This window comes from Streptomyces sp. NBC_00285 (assembly GCF_036174265.1).
Classification (GTDB): Bacteria; Actinomycetota; Actinomycetes; order Streptomycetales; family Streptomycetaceae; genus Streptomyces.
The window spans coordinates 8,855,910-8,872,888 of sequence record NZ_CP108055.1; the positions used below are offsets into that span (position 1 = coordinate 8,855,910).

Below are 16,979 nucleotides of genomic sequence, written 5' to 3' on the forward strand. Positions count from 1 at the left end.
ATGGAGGCGGATCTTGCCGCGGTTTCCGCAGCGGGGCACGGAGCGGCAGCGACGGTTGCGGGCCGGCAGGGCGAGCCGGTGAGCCACCGCGGTGGCGGAAGGGATGCCCTCAACCGGTCGGGCGCCCACCCGAACGGCGCGCTGACCGACGGGTCCTCGACCATGGTGTGATCACTCCGCACGGCGAACGAGCCCGGAGGCAGAACACGCCGCAGAGGGGCGGCCGCGCAGTGACCCCGGCTGGGCCGCCTCTCAGCCAGGACTTCAGGTCGTGGCGGCGGCGGATGCAGCCGCTGTCGAGTTGGTGAACAGGTTGTTCGATCGGGAGTGGGCCGGCCCCTCGTGGGACCCGGCCGCCCCAGCGGAAAGGAAGCCGTCCATGGAAGAGCAGGGTGAGCGCTTCGACGTCGTCGTACTCGGCGCGGGCCCCGGCGGATACGTCGCCGCCATCAGGGCCGCCCAACTGGGCAAGCGCGTCGCGGTCATCGAGGAGAAGTACTGGGGCGGCATCTGCCTGAACGTGGGCTGTATCCCCACCAAGGCCCTGCTGCGCAACGCCGAGCTCGCGCACATCTTCACGCGCGAGGCGAAGACCTTCGGCATCAAGGTCGAGGGCGAGGTCTCCTTCGACTACGGGGAGGCCTACCGTCGCAGCCGGAAGGTCGCGGACGGGCGGGTCAAGGGCGTCCACTATCTGATGAAGAAGAACAAGATCACGGAGATCAGCGGACGCGGGACGTTTCTCGACGCCCACACGATCGAGGTGTCCGACTACGACGGCAACACCCGCACGATCGGCTTCGAGAACTGCATCATCGCCGCCGGGGCGACCCCCAAGCTGCTTCCCGGCACCAAGCGCAGCGCGCGCGTGGTGACGTTCGAGGAACAGATCCTCGCCGACGACCTTCCGCAGTCGGTCGTCATCGCGGGTGCCGGGGCCATCGGCATCGAGTTCGCCTACATCCTGCACAACTACGGCGTGAAGGTGACGATCGTCGAGTTCCTGGACCGGATCGCCCCGCTGGAGGACGCCGACGTGTCCGCCGAACTGGCCAAGCAGTACCGGAAGTTGGGCATCGACGTGCTCACCTCGACCCGCGTCGAGTCGATCGACGAGTCCGGCGCGCAGGTCCGGGTCACGGTCACCGGCAAGGACGGCACCCAGCAGGTCCTGGAGGCCGACAAGGTGCTCCAGGCGATCGGCTTCGCGCCGAACGTCACCGGTTACGGCCTGGAGAACACCGGCGTGCGCGTCACCGAGCGCGGTGCGATCGACGTCGACGGCCGCTGCCGTACGTCGGTTCCGCACATCTACGCCATCGGTGACGTCACCGCGAAGCTCATGCTCGCCCATGCCGCCGAGGCGATGGGCGTGGTCGCCGCCGAGACGATCGGGGACGCGGAGACCATGGAGCTGGACTATGTGATGATCCCGCGGGCCACGTTCTGCCAGCCGCAGATCGCCAGCTTCGGCTACACCGAGGCGCAGGCGAGGGAGAAGGGCTTCGATGTCCAGGTGGCCAAGTTCCCGTTCACCGCAAACGCCAAGGCGCACGGACTGGGCGACGCGAGTGGCTTCGTGAAGCTGATCAGCGACGCCAAGTACGGCGAGCTCCTCGGCGGCCACCTCATCGGCCCCGACGTCACCGAACTGCTGCCCGAACTGACCCTGGCCCAGCAGTGGGACCTCACCGTCCACGAGGTCGCCCGCAACGTCCACGCACACCCCACCCTGGGCGAGGCGGTCAAGGAAGCCGTCCACGGCCTCGCAGGCCACATGATCAACATGTAGCAGGGCGGTCGGCACAGCTGCGACAGGGCCCGTTGGTGTTCGGGGTCGCATTCGCGACCTCGAAGCTGCCGAGGGGCCCTGATCTGCCGCTGGGAGAGATCCGAGGCAGGGAGGTCTAGGGGCGACGGCCGCCCTCTACGGGAGCTCGGCCATCGCTCACACCTCCAGCACCAACCGCTCTCCTTCCGGTGCGCGCGAGACGCAGCGCAGCATGGCGCCCTCCCCACGTTCGGTCGCCGTGAGCCGACGGTCACGATGGTCGACATGGCCGTGGGCCACTCCTACCCGGCAGGTGCCGCAGAACCCCTGGCGGCAGGAGAACGGCAGGTCAGGCAGGGCCTCGTGGAGCACATCCGGGGCGGAGCGGTCGTAGGGCACCTGCAGAACCCGACCCATGTCGCCCGGCCGGAGCTCGAAGGGACGGCGGTCCGTGATCGAGGCCGGGGCGAAACGCTCGAAGTGCAGGGCCGGCGCGGGGCTGCCGCCGAACGCGCGCCGAACGCCGTCGATCATGGGTGCGGGTCCGCAGCAGTACTGGTGCTCATCGAGGTCGTGGGTGCCAACCCTCGCCTCGAAGTGCGCCGCCGTGAGGTCCTGCACGAATTCGCCGCCACTGCTTGAACAGGGGCGCCCGTCGACTCGGCCGAGACGCCCGACTGAACGCCGCCCGACTGAACGATGGGCGGCGGGAGTTGATGCGCGGCGCGATGCCATGACCGTGGGCTTTTGCCGCCACCGGAGAACCGACCGTGGACCCCGCAGCTCCGCAGGGAGTCGGTGTCGATCGAGCGGGTGGAGCACGGTATCGGCTTCATCAGGGCCGGGCGGATCGCGGCCTGCGCAGATCGCGGCTTCCTGGCGCTGTCGGGATACGGGTCGGCGCCTCGACTTGGAATTGGAAACTGGTCGGTTTACTATGGGCCTGAAACCGACCGGTTTCATCGGTCGGAGTCCGGCGGGAGTGGCTGCATGCCCGGTTCCGTGTCGACGGCCGTGTGTGCCGGGATTGAACGTTACGAGGGTCGTCGGCCCGCAATGAAGCTGTCCGGCCTTCTCCGTCTATGAGTGTGTTGTCCGAGACCGGAGTAAGTCATGAGTGGGATTCACCCGTTCCGTGTTCTGCGTGCCAAACCCCTGTGGATCGCCAATGGCGTCATCACGGGCGTTCTCGCGCTGCTGTTCACCGTGTTCTACGTCGGGGCCAACATCGATCCCGTCGATCACATGAAGAATCTGCCCGTCGGTCTGGTCAACGCCGACAAGGGGGCCGCCGTCGGCGGCAAGCAGGTCAACCTGGGGGCTGGGATCACCGAGTCGATCAAGAAGTCCACCGCGAGCGGGGGCAAGGTCGACTGGAAGGTGATGGACGAGAAGGAGATGACGAAGGAACTCGGCAAGGGCAAGCTGTACGGCGCGCTCGTCGTCCCCGCCGACTTCACCTCCGCCATCACCGCACTCACCGGCCCGGCTACCACCGGGGCCCCGGCGCGTCCGACTCTGACGGTGCTGACCAACCAGTCCGCCGGCAGTATCGGCTCCGGTCTGGCCCGGACTGCGACGACGCAGGCGGCCGAAAGCGCCTCGCTCCAGGTGGGCAAGGAGCTCACGTCCCAGATCGGGCCCGGACAGGCGAAGCTGCCCGCCGCGGCACGCCTCCTGCTCGCCGACCCGGCCGCCGTGACCGTCGAGGACGGTCATCCCCTCGACTCGCACAGCGGCCTGGGGCTGACGGCGTTCTACTACGCACTCGTCCTGGTGGTCTGCGGCATGCTCTCCGCCAACGTCATCAGCGGCCAGGTGGACCACGCCCTCGGCTACACCCACAACGACATGGGCCCGCTGCGCCTGCACCGCCCACTGATCCGGGCGACCCGGGTGCAGACCCTCGCCATCAGCAGCACTCTCATGGCCGGTCTGTCCCTGCTGATGGGGAGCCTGGTCATGCTGGGCGCGGTCGGCCTCATGGGGATGGATGCCGCCCATCTGCCCCTGCTGTGGCTGTATTCGGTGTGCGCCATCGCGGTTTCCGGGATCGGTGCGCTCACCTTGCTCGCCGTGTTCGGCACGCCCGGCATGCTGGTGGTCACGCTGGTCTTCATCGGGATGGCCGTGCCGACGGCCAACGCCACCACACCCCTTCAGGCGCTGCCCGGCTTCTACCGCTTCCTGGCGGAGTTCGAGCCGCTGCGGCAGATCACCGGCGGCATCCGCTCGATCCTCTACTACGACGCCCAGGCCGGCGCCGGCCTGACTCGGGGCTGGGTCATGATGGCCGTCGGCCTCGCGGCAGCCGTCCTCTGCGGCTTCGGCGTGACGGGCTGGTACGACCGCAAGGGACTGCACCGCATCCCCGCCGAGTCGGAGCCCGAGAAGACCGCTGCCCCGGCGTAGCGAAGGCGGCTCACCCAGGACGGGGCCATTGCTCGGAGTGGCCCCGGTGTGCGTCGCCCCCGTGGGGACGAGAGGTGCGCGCACCATCAAGGCTCGGCGACGGTCTCTCCCCCGAGACCGTCGCCGAGTCTCTGAGCGGTCCTCAGGCATCCGGTAGGCGGCGGGCGCTTACCCGGCCCACCCAGCCGCCCGGCACACTGCGAAAACCGATCGGTTTCCTTTTCGTCCGATTCGAGTTAACCTCGCGGTATGACTACCAAAATGAAGCAAAGCCCTCGGGAGCGGCTGCTGGAGGCCGCGGCCACGCTCACCTACCAAGAAGGTGTCGGCATCGGCGTCGAGGCGCTGTGCAAGGCGGCGGGGGTGTCGAAGCGCTCCATGTATCAGCTGTTCGAGAGCAAGGGTGAACTGCTGGCGGCGAGCCTGAAGGAGCGTGCCGCTGCCTTCGTGGCGAGGGCCCTGCCCCCGGCGGACGACGGACGTTCCCCCCGCGAGCGGATCCTGTACGTCTTCGCGCGGGTGGAGTCGCAGGCGAGTACGGCCGACTTCCAAGGCTGCCGGTATCTGGCTGTGCAGATCGAACTCAAGGATCAGACCCACCCCGCGAGCCAGGTGGCTCACCAGATCAAGGCGAACCTGACCGCCTTTTTCCGTTCCGAGGCCGAACGGGGTGGCGCGAGCGATCCCGACCTGCTGGCCCGTCAGCTCATCCTGGTCTTCGACGGCGCCAGCGCCCGCGCGGGGATCGGCGCGGACAATCTGACCGGGCTCGTCGCGCCCACCGTGGTCGCCCTGCTCGATGCGGCAGGCGTGCCGTCGTCCACCCCGGCTTCGAGCAGGATCGGCGATCGTAGCGCTCTGTCGGCTTGATGTCCGACTCCGGCAGTCGGAGCGGCACTCATGGCCGCAGGCCTCTGCCTCCCGGTGGTCGGGGGAAAGCCCGAACTTCGCAGGCGTGTGCCCGACGAGTACCGACTTCGCCGATGGGCGCGAGGGCGGCCGGCCCCTGAAGCCCGGGCGCCGCCCGACTCCACCTCGACCCCGCGTGCCCTGGCCGTCCGGCGCTCAACCCGACTTGCATTGCGAAACCGATCGGTTTACGGTGATGAAACTGTTCGGTTTTCATCTTCGTGGGAGTAGTCATGACAGCAATCAAGGGCGCCAACGTCCTCGTCACCGGAGGCAGCCGCGGCATCGGCAAGAAGCTGGTCGAGGAGCTCTATGCGCGCGGAGCCGGCAAGGTCTACGCCACGGCCCGTGACCCGCGCACGGTGACTCACCCCGATGCCGTTCCGCTGGCGCTCGAGGCCACCGACCCGGCATCCGTGGCAGCCGCCGCCGCGCAGGCCCAGGACGTCACCATCCTGATCAACAACGCCGGCGCCTCCGTCCGCGCTTCATACCTCGACTCCCCGATGGAGGACGTGCGCCGGGATCTGGAGACCAACTTCTACGGGCCGCTGCTGGTCACCCGGGCCTTCGTGCCGGTCATCGAGCGCAACGGCGGGGGCCACATCCTCAACGCCCACTCCGCTCTGTCCTGGCTGGCCGACGGTACGCCCTACGGCGCCTCCAAGGCCGCCCTGTGGTCGCAGAGCAACTCCCTGCGCCTGGAGCTGAGGCCGCGCGGCATCGCGGTGACCGGGCTTCACATGGCCTACGTGGACACCGAAATGACCTCGGGTGTCGACGCGCCCAAGGCCGACCCCCGCGACATCGCCGTGGCCGCGCTCGACGGCATCGAGGCGGGAGCACACGAGGTGCTGGCCGACGACATCACCCGCTGGGTCAAGTCCCAACTCTCGGCCGACCTGGAAGAGATGTACGCCCAGCTGAAGCAGTAGCACGCGCTCACTTACGTACCTCGAAGAGAGCGCTGTGACGAGTTCGCTCGCCCATCGCTCGGTCGATGTGAACGGGTCGGACTGCACATCGCCGAGCAGGGGCAGGGGCCGCATGGCCGGCCGGAGTGCCGGTACTCCTGGCGTCACCTTCGGGCGGCCTGCAGGGATCATCGGCCGTGGCGGCCTCGCTCCTACCCGCCGGGGGAGCCGACCCGCCGTACGAGGGCGTTCCGTGTTGCGAAATACTCTCCCGATGGGTGCACGTACTTCGCCGGTCCGTCAGGCGGTCACGATACGGCGGGCCGTCGCGCGGGATGCCAAACGGCTCACGCGGCTTGTGCGCGGCTCGGGCGCCTACGAGGGCAGGTACGCGTCCGCGGTCGCGGACTACCGGGTCGGTCCGGACTACATCGAGGCCCACCGCGTCTTCGTGGCCGTCGGTGCCGACGGGCAGGGGGGCCGCATCCTCGGGTTCTACTCGCTCGTCCTCGATCCGCCGGAGCTCGACCTGCTGTTCGTCGCCGACGATGTGCAGGGACGGGGTATCGGACGGCTGCTCGTCGCCCATATGCAGGCCGAGGCCCGTGCCGCCGGGATCGACCGCCTCAAGGTCGTGTCGCACGTTCCCGCCGAGGACTTCTACCGCCGCGTCGGTGCGGTACGGACCGGGACCGCCCTCGCGAACCCGCCCGCGGTGCCGTGGGACCGTCCCGAATTCGAGTTCCGCGTTCCCTGAGCGGAGCGGCAGGGAACGCGAGGGGTCCGGCCGTACGGGACTCCTCTCCCTGTCGCCCGACGGCAGTCGTGGCGGGCCCGGGGCCGTGTCGGCGGCACCCCCGGGCAAGCTAACTGTAAAGAACCTTGACAGTTATGTGGTCTAGTCCAATTATGGTCACCGTTCGTCCCCAGCGGTTCTGTCCATCCGCTGTCCCCGCATGCCCTTTCCCATGGGAGCGTCAGTGAGACGACCTGGTCACCTTCGTGCGTTGCTGTCCTGTCTGAGCGTGAGCGCTCTGTCCGCCGGGCTCGTCGGAATCGGGGGAGGGAGCGCGCTCGCGGCGCCGTCCTCGCCCGTGCCCTCGGCCTTCGGCGAGCCCCTGCCCGCCCGGGTGGCGGCCCCCTACGTCGAGTCGTGGACCGGTGAGAGCCCGGCCGCGCTCGCCGCCGCCTCGGGCAACAAGTACCTCACCATGGCCTTCCTCCAGACGGCCGCGGCGGGTTCCTGCACCGCCTACTGGAACGGCGAGAGCGGTCAGCCGATCTCGAAGGCGACCTTCGGGCGCGACATCGCCGCCATCCAGGCCCGCGGCGGCAACGTCATCCCGTCCTTCGGCGGCTGGTCCGCGGACACCACCGGCACCGAACTGGCGGACAGCTGCACCAGCGTCGACGCCATCGCCGAGGTGTACAAGAGCCTCGTCAGGACGTACGGCATCACCCGCATCGACCTCGACGTCGAGGGCGACTCGATCGACAACGCCGCCGGCATCGACCGCCGCAACAAGGCGATCGCCAAGGTCCAGCGCTGGGCCGAACGCAGCGGCCGCACCGTGCAGTTCTCCTACACCCTGCCGACCTCCACGCACGGTCTTGAGGCCAACGGCCTCGCCGTACTGAAGAACGCCGTCGCCAACGGCGCCCGCCTGGACGTCGTCAACCTCATGACGTTCGACTACTACGACGGCGCCACCCACGACATGGCGGCCGACACGAAGACGGCCGCGACGGGACTGCACGACCAGCTGGCGGCGCTGTTCCCGAAGAAGAGCTCCGCGAAGCTGTGGAGCATGATCGGCGTCATCGAGATGCCCGGCATCGACGACTTCGGGCCCGCGGAGACCTTCACCACCGAGGACGCGGTCGCGGTGGAGAAGTGGGCCGAGGCCAAGAAGATCAACACGCTCTCGTTCTGGGCGCTCCAGCGCGACAACGGCGGCTGCCCGGGCACCGGCGGCTCCGACTCGTGCTCCGGCATCGCGCAGGACACCTGGGCGTTCAGCCACGCCTTCGAGCCGTTCACGAGCGGCGGCCACAAGTAGCACGGCAGGTCGTACGCCCCAGGACGGCGACGAAGGCCCGGCACGCGTCATACGCGCCGGGCCTTCGACACCGCGATTTCGCTACAAGTTCCGAAATTAACGAGGGCCGGTACCGCCACGTGGCCGAAACACGCGGTTCATAGCGTCGGAGCACATCACGTCACTGACCTCCGATCCGTGAGGCACCCCGTGTGACAGGAGCTCCCGTGCCCTCTTTCTCCCGCCGCACCGCCCTGCGGCTGACCGCCGGTATGGCGCTCGGCGCAGCAGGCCTCCCGCTGGCCGGCTGCGGCCGCAGCGACACCGACGCGGTCCCCGCCGCCGGCGCCAAGAAGATCGACGCGTCCCCGGCCACCGGCACCGTGAACGTCTGGGCCGCCCAGGGCGACGCCGATGTGCTCGGCACCGTCGTCAAGCCGTTCAAGGCCGCCAATCCCGACGTGGTCGTGAAGACCACGCTGATCCCGAACGCCGAGTACTACACCAAGCTCCAAGCGGCGATCGCGGCGGGCAAGGGGCCGGACATAGCCCAGTTCTTCCCCGAGTCGCAGGCGCAGTTCCTCAACCGGTCGACCCTGCTGCCCGTGCCGGACGGCCTGGTCGAACCGGGCAGCTTCTTCAAGAGCCTCTGGGACGCCGGAGTCGTGGACGACGTGGCGTACACAGTGCCCTGGTACGCGTACACCTACGCGCTCGTCTACCGATCGGATCTGGCCAAGAAGGCGGGGGTGAAGGCGCCGACCACCTGGGTCGGCATGGAGCCGTTCCTCAAGGCACTCCAGGGCGCCGGCGCGGCCCACGCACTCGGGGCCGACATCGGGTGGGACATCTTCAACGGCCAGGACGTCGCCATGTACGCGTGGCAGGCGGGCGGCTCCCTCGTCACGCCCGCAGGCAAGTGGAACCTGAACACGCCCCAGATGGTCGACGCCCTCCAGTACAACGCGGCCTTCTTCACCGCCGGGACCGCCGACACCAGCGGGCCGACCTTCCTCGACGCACAGCCGTACTTCGTCTCCGGGAAGACGGCGAGCATGATCACCGGACCGTGGGTCATCGGCCAGCTCGACACCGCCGCCAAGAAGAGCGGCTGGACGTCCGCCCACGTCGCCACCGCCCCGCTGCCCGCCGGAGCGGCCGGCAGCGTCTCCTTCTCCGCGGGCGGCACCTGGGGTGTCCTCGCCGACGGCGGCAACGCGGACGCCGCCTGGAAGCTCGTCCGGTATCTGGCCCAGCCGAGCGCCCAGGTCGCGCAGTACAAGGCGTACAGCTCGCTGCCGGCCGTCATGTCCGCCTGGGACGACCCGGCGATCAAGAGCCGGCCGCTCCTGGACGCGTTCTTCACCCAGCTCAAGAACACCCGGGCGTTCCCGCAGGTGAGCACGTGGCAGCAGGTCGCGACCCGGCTGGGCAAGGAGATGGAGGCGGTCGCCAAGGGCCGGGAGACCGCGGCGAAGGCTGCCGCGAACATCCAGGCGTACGCCGAGAGCGTCGGCACCGGTACGAAGTGATGACCACGACGTTCGTATCGTCGGCCAAGAAGACCACGGCCGTTCCGGGTACGTCGGCGCGCAGGGCGTCCCGCGCCCGCCGTACCGCGGTCGCCTGGCTGTTCCTCGCGCCCTTCGCGGTCATTTTCGTGCTCTACACGGCCGTCCCCACCGTCGCCGCCCTCGGCCTGAGTCTCACCGACATCCGGGGCGCGGACCTGCGCACACCGTTCGCGGTCGACTTCACCGGTCTCCAGAACTACGTGCGGCTGTTCCAGGACGCGACCTTCCGGCGGGACCTCCTCAACACCGCGCTCTTCGTGGCCGTGGGCGTACCGCTGACGATGGGCACCGGGTTCGTCCTGGCCCTCGCGCTGAACTCAGGTATCCGGCGGCTGCGCGGCCTGTTCCGTACGGTCTTCTTCGCCCCCGTCGTCACCAACATCGTGGCCGCCGCGCTCATCTGGCAGTACGCCTTCCACACGGACGGCACCGTCAACAAGGTGCTCGGCGCGATCGGGCTGGCCGGACCGAACTGGCTGGACGACCCGAACCTGGCCATGCCGGTCGTCGTCCTGCTCGGCGTCTGGCGCAACTTCGGCACGGCGATGGTGCTGTTCCTCGCCGGTCTCCAGGCCATTCCCCAGGACGTGTACGAGGCCGCCGCCCTCGACGGGGCGGGCCGCCTGCGCCAACTGCGGCACATCACCCTCCCGCTGCTGCTGCCGACCACGCTCATGGTCTCCGTCCTGCTGACCGTCTTCTACCTCCAGGTCTTCGACGAGCCCTATCTGCTCACCGGCGGCGGCCCGCTGGGCTCCACCGAGTCGGTCGCGCTGTACACCTACCGCCAGTTCGGGGCGGGCGAGTTCGGGATGTCCTCGGCGGCGTCCTTCGTGACCCTCGTGCTGGTGACGGTCGTGAGTGCCGTCCAGTTCCGACTGCTGAGGTCCCGCACATGACCACGACCCGGATCGCCCGTCCCCTGCTGTACGCCGCCCTGGTCCTCTGCGCGCTGCTCACGACCGTGCCCTTCGCGTGGGGTGTGAGCGGCTCCCTGCGCAGCCTGGACGACATCCGCTCCGACCCGGGCGCCCTGTTCCCGCACCACCTCACCTTCGGCAACTTCACCCGGCTGTTCGAGACCCAGGGTTTCGGCACCTTCCTGGGCAACAGCATCGTCGTCGCGTCGATCGTGGTGGCCGGCAACATCGTGGCGGCGTCGGCCGCCGGCTACGCGCTCGCCAAGCTCGACTTCGCGGGCAAGAGGCTCGCGTTCGGCGCGGTCATGGCCGCGCTGATGGTGCCCTTCACCGCGGTGTTCGTGCCGCAGTTCGTGATCACCGTCGACGCGGGTCTCGCGGACACCCTGACCGGGATCGCCCTGCCCAGCGCGGCGCTGCCGATGTCCGTCTTCATCATGCGCCAGTACGCGCTGTCCGTCCCCGACGAACTCCTGGAGGCGGCCCGCATCGACGGTGCGGGCGAGTTCCGGATCTTCCTGCGGATCTTCCTGCCGCTGGCCGGGCCCGCCGTCGCCACGATCACGATCATGTCGTTCCTCGCCTCGTGGAACAACTTCATCTGGCCGCTGATCGTCGCCCAGAGCATGTCGACCTACACCCTGCCGGTGGGCCTCGCCGCCACCAGCCAGGCGGCGGCGCACGTCACCGACTACGGGCTGCTGCTCGCCGGGGCGGTCGTCGTGATGCTGCCGGTGCTCGTGCTCTTCCTGTTCCTGCAGCGGTACTTCGTGCAGGGCATCGCGGGGACGGGAATGCGGTGACCATGACGGAGTCGATTCTGGACACCCCTGCGGGCACCGTCGTGGGACGCCAGGAAGAGGGCGTGCGACGGTACTTGGGCATCCCGTACGCCGAAGCGCCCACCGGAGCACGGCGGTTCGCCCCGCCGGTCGCGCGCGGACGTTTCGCGGAGCCCTTCGACGCCTCCCGGCACGGCGCCACCTCGCAGCGCGTGCCGCTGTACGCCACGACCACGATCCCCGAGCCCTCGGTGCCGGGTGACGACGTGCTGAACCTGTCCGTCACGGCCTCCGCGGCGCAGACGGAGCCCCGTCCGGTGCTGGTGTGGATCCACGGCGGCGGGTTCCTGGCCGGGAGTCCCGCGAGCCCCTGGTACGACGGCCGGGCCTTCGCCCGCGACGGCGTGGTCACCGTCACCGTCGGCTACCGGCTGGGCGTCGACGGGTTCGCCGCCCTGGACGGCGAACCGTCCAACCTCGGACTGCGTGACCTGCTGCTCGCGCTCGACTGGGTCCAGGAGAACATCGCCGCTTTCGGGGGCGACCCGGACCGGGTCACCGTCGCCGGCCAGTCGGCCGGGGGAGCGGCTGTGCTCGCCCTGCTCTCGTCGCCGGCCGGCCGGGGCCGCTTCCACCGCGCGGTGAGCCTGTCCGGCGGGTTCTTCGACATCGACCCGCCGGACGACTTCCTCGCCGGGCTCGGGCACACCCTCGGGGTGCCGGCGACCCGCGCCGGATTCGCCCGCCGCACACCGGAACAGCTCCAACGGGCCGTCCTCGACCTGCGCCGCTCCGAGACCCTGGTCCTCGGCCCGGTCGTCGGTGACGACGTCCTGCCGGCACCGGTCGCGGAAGGGCTCACCGCCTACGGACGCGACATCCCGCTCCTCCTGGGTGCCACCGGCGACGAGTTCGACGCCGGGGGCCCGCCCGGGGACCGCGCGCGAGGCATCCGGGTCACGGACACCCTGTTCCGCTCGGCCTGCCCCCGCGCCGCGGCGGCCCGGCGTACTGCCCCCGCCGGTACCTGGCTGTACTCCTTCGAATGGCCCTCGCCGACCCTCGGCGGTGCCGTGCACTGCGTCGACCTGCCGTTCTTCTTCGACCTGCTGGACGCGCCCGGCGTCACCGAGGCACTCGGACCCCGCCCGCCCGCGGAGCTGGCCGTGCGGATGCACGCCGATCTCGTCTCCTTCGTCCGCGGCGGAACCCCGGCCTGGGAGAAGGCGACCGGCGCGCTCGGCGACCCGGCCCGCGAATACGGCCGCCCCGGCGCGCCCCTCGCGGCCGACACCCGGGGCGTGTACGACCCCGTGACCCGGAGGGAGGGGACGGCATGCTGATGTCGGGCCTGAACCAGAGCGCCGTACGACGGGTCAACACCGCAGTGGTCCTGCGGGCGTTGGCGGTGTCCGCCGGACCGAGGAAGCTGACCGAGCTCGCCGCGCAGACGGGCCTGTCCCGTCGCACCGTCGAGAGCGTCCTGGACTTCCTGGTCGAGGCGGGCTGGGTCGCGGAACTGGACCGGATGCCGGTCAGCGGCTCGGCCGGACGACCCGCCCGCCGCTACGAACTGCGCGCCGAACACGCCCTGTTGGCCGCCGTACGCATCACCACCGTCGACGTCAGCGCGGTCGTCGCCGATGTGCGCGGACACATACTCGGCCGGGCGCACCGGCCGCTGCGCGCCTACCAGGACCCGCGGACCACGCTCGACGACGCGGCCGAACTGGTGCTCCGGGCCCTCGACGACGCCGGTGGCTCGGTGGACCGGCTGCGCGCCGGGGCCATCGCCGCGGGCGGCGCCATCGACGACGAGGGAGTCGTACGGCGCCTGGTGCACACCACGCGCTGGGAGGGCGTGCACCTGCCCGAGGAGTTCGCGCGGCGCGTCCCGGTGCCCTGGTTCGCCGACAACGACACCAACCTCGGTGCGCTGGCCGAGCGTTGGCGGGGGGTGGCGGGCGACCACGACAACGTCGTGTGGGCGATGCTCGGCAACAGGACCGGCCTCGGCATCCTCATCCGAGGGGCCGTGCACCGCGGTCTCGACGGTGCCGCGGGCGAGATCGTCGAGGCACCGTCGATGCCGGCCGGCTCGGTCGAGGACCGGCCCGTCGCCGCACTCACCTCACCGCTGCCCGCCCAACGCGCCCTCGCGCGTGCCCGGTTCGGCGCGGCGAGAGCCGGTGACGCCGACGCGCTCGCCGAGGTCGACGAGTTCGTGGAGAACATCGCGTCGATCCTCACCACCCTGTCCTGGACGGTCGCCCCGTCGCTCATCGTCCTCGGCGGCGGCCTGGAGGACGCGGCCGACATCCTGCTGCCCCGGGTCCGAGCCGCTCTGCGGGACGCCCGCACCCCCGCGGTCGAACTCCGCGCCACCGCGCTCGGCCACGAAGCCCCCCTCGTCGGCGCGGTGAAGCTTGCCCTGGACCGCATGGACACCGAGCTGTTCGGCCCGCTCGTGCCGAGCACCTGACCCCCCACAACTCCTCCTGATGGAGCCTCACTTGACGCACGACCCCCGCACCGACGTCCTCGTCGTGGGCAGCGGCATCATGGGATCCCTCGTGGCCCGGCTGCTGCGCGACGGCGACCCCGGCCTGCGCATCACCATGGTCGAGGGCGGCACCGCGATCGGCAGTGCGCCCGGCCTGCATCTGCACGACCTCGACGACCCCGGCCTGTGGTCCCGCTACAACGAACAGGTCGCCACCGGCATCCAGGGCATGTACACCGGAGCCGACGTGGTCCGCGAGGTCGCCGACCGCCTCACCGACCTGACGCCCGGCATGTTCCACGCGCTCGCCTTCGGCCAGGACGCCGAGGCGATGCCGCATGCCGCGCTCGCCTGGAACGCCGGCGGCATGGGCGTGCACTGGACGGCCGCCACCCCGTGGCCGGCCGGGGACGAGGTGTTCGACTTCGGTGACCCGGACCGCTGGACGGCCGATCTCGACACCGCGAGCAGACTGCTCGCCGTCACCCCCGCCGCGATCGGCCCGACCAAGGTCGGCGACATCGTCCTCGACGCCCTCAGCCGACGCTACGGCGCCCTCGGACCGGCCGACCGGGCCCCGCAGCCCATGCCGATGGCCGTCACCCCCACCCCCTCGGGCCCCATGCCGCGCACCGCACCCGGGACGATCTTCCCCGCGATCGCGACCGGGGGGGACCCCGCCTTCACCCTGCTGACCGGCACACTCGCGACGTCCCTGATCCGAGCCGGTGACGGCCGCGTCGCCGGTGCCCGGCTGCGCCGCGTCGCCGACGGCACCGACCACGAACTGAGCGCCGACGCCGTGGTGGTGTGCGCCGACGCGCTGCGCACCCCGCAACTCCTGTTCGCCTCCGGCATCCGCCCCGACGCCCTCGGCCGCCGGCTCAACGAGCACGCCTTCGTCACCGCCCGGGTCCTCCTCGACCTCGACCGGTTCGGCCTCGACCTCGACGCCCTGCCCCTGCCGCGCCCCGGCGAGTTCAGCACCGACTCCCTCTGGCTGCCGCACAACGGCCCCGCGCAGCCCTTCCACGGCCAGATCATGAACCGCACCTACGTCGACGAGGGCGGCCGCCCGCTCGCACACTCCATAGGCCTGTCGCTGTACGTCCCCGTCGAGTCCCGCCCGGAGAACCGGCTCGTGTTCCCGACGGGCGAGAGGGACCTCGCCGGAATGCCGCGCATCCGGGTCGAGTTCGCCCATTCCGACGCCGACCGCGCGCTGATCGGCCGGGCAGTGGACGAAGTCCGTTCCCTGGCAGGTGAGTTCGGTTCCTTCGACCCGGAGACCGAGTGCGCGGTGCTGCCGCCCGGCTCGTCGCTGCATCTCACCGGCACCGTCAGGGCAGGCGTCACCGACGACGGCACCAGCGTGTGCGACCCGGACGGAAGGGTGTGGGGCTTCGACAACCTCTATCTGGCGGGCAACGGAGTCGTTCCCACGGCGATGGCCGCCAACGTCACCCTGACCGGCGCGGTCACCGCGGTACGGGCTGCCCGTGCCGTCGCCGCGCGCGCATGTGAACCATCCGAGAGGAACTGAACAGTGATCGACATCGCGAAGGAATACCGCGTGGCCCTGCCCGCGTGGATCGACGACGAACTCGCCGACGCGCCCGCCGTCGTGCCCACCCCCGAGGACCGGATGCGTCTGGTGCACCGCCTCGCCGACCGCAACTGGCGGGAGGGCAACGGCGGTCCGTTCGCGGCGCTCGTCGCCGAGCGGGAAACCGGCCGGATCGTCTCCGTCGGGGTGAACGTCGTCCTGTCCACCGGCGTCTCCAGCGCCCACGCCGAGGTCGTCGCGCTCGGCCTCGCCCAGACGGCGACCGGTAGCTGGGACCTCGGCGCCGACGGCCTGCCGTCCCATGAGCTGGTCGTCAACTGGCGCCCCTGCGTGCAGTGTTACGGCGCCACCATGTGGTCCGGGGTGCGCGGCCTGGTGGTGGCGGGGGAGGGCCCGGAACTGGAGGAGATCACCACGTTCGACGAGGGCCCGCTCGGCGCCGACTGGGCCGAGCAGTTCGAGACACGCGGCATCGAGGTCGTGGGGGATGTCCTGCGGGAGGAGGCGCTCGCGGTGTTCCGCGGGTACCGCAAGGCCGTCGACGAGTCCGACGGGGTCGTCGTCTACAACGCGCGCGGGGGGACCGAGTGAATCCCCGGTTCGCGACGGACGTGATCACGTTCTTCCACCCGGGGTTCTGGGACCTGGAGTCCGCCGACGCGGTGCGCGCATGGGCCGCGGCGCACCCGGACCGGTTCTGGCAGCGGGTGCTGGACACCCTGGCCGAGACCGAAGTCACCGGTATCGAGCTGACGTTCGCGCCGGGTGACATCGGCTCGGCCGTGCGGGCCTTCGGCAGCGCGGCCTCCTTCCGGCGCGAACTGGCCGCCCGTGGTCTCGCCGTGGTCAGTGCCTTCATCGCCGACAGCGACGTCCCCGACTGGCGCCACGGCGACAACCTCCCCGCGATCGTCGCCGACGCCGAGCGCCGCGCCGCCTTCCTCGCCGAGGTGGGTGCGGAACTCCTCGTCGCGGGGCTGCCGATGCGCACGACGTACGGCACCCGCCCGCCGTTCTTCGTCGACGCCGCCTACATGGCCCGCATGGCCGACATCGCCCATGTGGTCGGCGAGGCGGTCTCCCGCCACGGGGTGAAACTCGCCTTCCACACGGAGTCGAACAGCACGCTCTGGTACGAGCGGGACATCGACCTTTTCATGGCCCTCACCGACCCCCGCTACGTCTGGCTGTGCCCCGACTCCTGCCACATCGCGCTCGGGGGCGGCGACCCGGTGGCTCTGGCGAGCCGCCATGCCCCGCGCATCGCCCTGGCCCACTGGAAGGACGCGGTCGAGCCGATCACCGCCCACCTCACGGTCGACGACACGGTGTACGCCCAGCAGCAGCCCTACATGGCGGAGTTGGGCACGGGCATCGTCGACTGGAACGGCTGGGCGGGCGCGATGTCCCGTACCCCCGGCGCGCACACGGTCCTCATCGAACTGGACGAGGCGACCGACCCGGTCGCGGCACTGCGGTCGGGGACGGCGGTGGCGAAACAGGCCTTGAGGAGCGCGGCGAGCTGCGCGAACGTGGGCGGCGGCGACTAGGGCCCTGAGCGCAACGGCGTACCGGCCGCATGATCGCG

Annotated in this window: 15 protein-coding genes; 14 read left to right on the top strand and 1 reads right to left on the bottom strand. The window is 70.5% G+C overall.

Features of this window, described 5'->3' with window-relative positions:
• Positions 1 to 379: 379 nt before the first annotated feature.
• A complete protein-coding gene (gene lpdA, locus OHT57_RS40590; protein ID WP_328751840.1) occupies positions 380 to 1,792 on the top strand; it encodes a dihydrolipoyl dehydrogenase in 1,413 nt (470 codons plus the stop codon).
• Between the two features lie 156 nt (positions 1,793 to 1,948).
• Here the strand turns inward: lpdA and OHT57_RS40595 are convergent, their stop codons facing one another.
• Positions 1,949 to 2,392 (bottom strand): flavin reductase family protein, encoded by a 444-nt coding sequence (locus OHT57_RS40595; RefSeq protein WP_328751841.1) that lies wholly within the window; start codon positions 2,390 to 2,392, stop codon positions 1,949 to 1,951.
• Between the two features lie 492 nt (positions 2,393 to 2,884).
• Here OHT57_RS40595 and OHT57_RS40600 point away from each other — a divergent pair, with 492 nt between their 5' ends.
• The 13 genes from OHT57_RS40600 (at position 2,885) to OHT57_RS40660 (ending at position 16,941) form a co-directional block, all read left to right on the top strand.
• On the top strand, positions 2,885 to 4,183 hold the full coding sequence (locus tag OHT57_RS40600; protein ID WP_328751842.1) for an SNG1 family protein: 1,299 nt from the start codon (positions 2,885 to 2,887) through the stop codon (positions 4,181 to 4,183).
• A 249-nt stretch (positions 4,184 to 4,432) separates the two neighbouring features.
• On the top strand, positions 4,433 to 5,053 hold the full coding sequence (locus tag OHT57_RS40605) for a TetR/AcrR family transcriptional regulator (protein WP_328751843.1): 621 nt from the start codon (positions 4,433 to 4,435) through the stop codon (positions 5,051 to 5,053).
• Positions 5,054 to 5,325: 272 nt separating this feature from the next.
• Positions 5,326 to 6,027 (top strand): SDR family oxidoreductase, encoded by a 702-nt coding sequence (locus OHT57_RS40610; RefSeq protein WP_328751844.1) that lies wholly within the window; start codon positions 5,326 to 5,328, stop codon positions 6,025 to 6,027.
• A gap of 253 nt (positions 6,028 to 6,280) precedes the next feature.
• On the top strand, positions 6,281 to 6,763 hold the full coding sequence (locus tag OHT57_RS40615) for a GNAT family N-acetyltransferase (protein WP_328751845.1): 483 nt from the start codon (positions 6,281 to 6,283) through the stop codon (positions 6,761 to 6,763).
• A gap of 268 nt (positions 6,764 to 7,031) precedes the next feature.
• Entirely contained in the window at positions 7,032 to 8,066 is a 1,035-nt protein-coding gene (locus tag OHT57_RS40620; RefSeq protein WP_328751846.1) for a chitinase, read from the top strand.
• A gap of 206 nt (positions 8,067 to 8,272) precedes the next feature.
• Positions 8,273 to 9,577, top strand: a complete 1,305-nt coding sequence (locus OHT57_RS40625) for an extracellular solute-binding protein (protein WP_328751847.1) — start codon at positions 8,273 to 8,275, stop codon at positions 9,575 to 9,577.
• Positions 9,577 to 10,518 carry a carbohydrate ABC transporter permease gene (locus OHT57_RS40630; protein ID WP_328751848.1) on the top strand — a complete coding sequence of 314 codons (942 nt, stop codon included), beginning with the start codon at positions 9,577 to 9,579 and terminating at the stop codon, positions 10,516 to 10,518. Before OHT57_RS40625 ends, OHT57_RS40630 begins: the two co-directional genes overlap by 1 nt.
• On the top strand, positions 10,515 to 11,342 hold the full coding sequence (locus OHT57_RS40635) for a carbohydrate ABC transporter permease (protein WP_328751849.1): 828 nt from the start codon (positions 10,515 to 10,517) through the stop codon (positions 11,340 to 11,342). Before OHT57_RS40630 ends, OHT57_RS40635 begins: the two co-directional genes overlap by 4 nt.
• A 2-nt stretch (positions 11,343 to 11,344) precedes the next feature.
• Positions 11,345 to 12,664, top strand: coding sequence for a carboxylesterase family protein (locus tag OHT57_RS40640; RefSeq protein WP_328751850.1), 1,320 nt, complete (start codon positions 11,345 to 11,347; stop codon positions 12,662 to 12,664).
• A complete protein-coding gene (locus OHT57_RS40645; protein ID WP_328751851.1) occupies positions 12,658 to 13,803 on the top strand; it encodes an ROK family transcriptional regulator in 1,146 nt (381 codons plus the stop codon). The genes OHT57_RS40640 and OHT57_RS40645 overlap by 7 nt, the downstream gene beginning before the upstream one ends.
• Positions 13,804 to 13,834: 31 nt before the next feature.
• Positions 13,835 to 15,367: a GMC oxidoreductase gene (locus OHT57_RS40650; protein WP_328751853.1), complete on the top strand. Its 1,533-nt coding sequence runs from the start codon at positions 13,835 to 13,837 to the stop codon at positions 15,365 to 15,367.
• Positions 15,368 to 15,370: 3 nt separating this feature from the next.
• Positions 15,371 to 15,982, top strand: coding sequence for a nucleoside deaminase (locus OHT57_RS40655; RefSeq protein ID WP_328751854.1), 612 nt, complete (start codon positions 15,371 to 15,373; stop codon positions 15,980 to 15,982).
• Positions 15,979 to 16,941 (top strand): sugar phosphate isomerase/epimerase family protein, encoded by a 963-nt coding sequence (locus tag OHT57_RS40660; RefSeq protein ID WP_328751855.1) that lies wholly within the window; start codon positions 15,979 to 15,981, stop codon positions 16,939 to 16,941. The genes OHT57_RS40655 and OHT57_RS40660 overlap by 4 nt, the downstream gene beginning before the upstream one ends.
• The last annotated feature ends 38 nt before the right edge of the window (positions 16,942 to 16,979 follow it).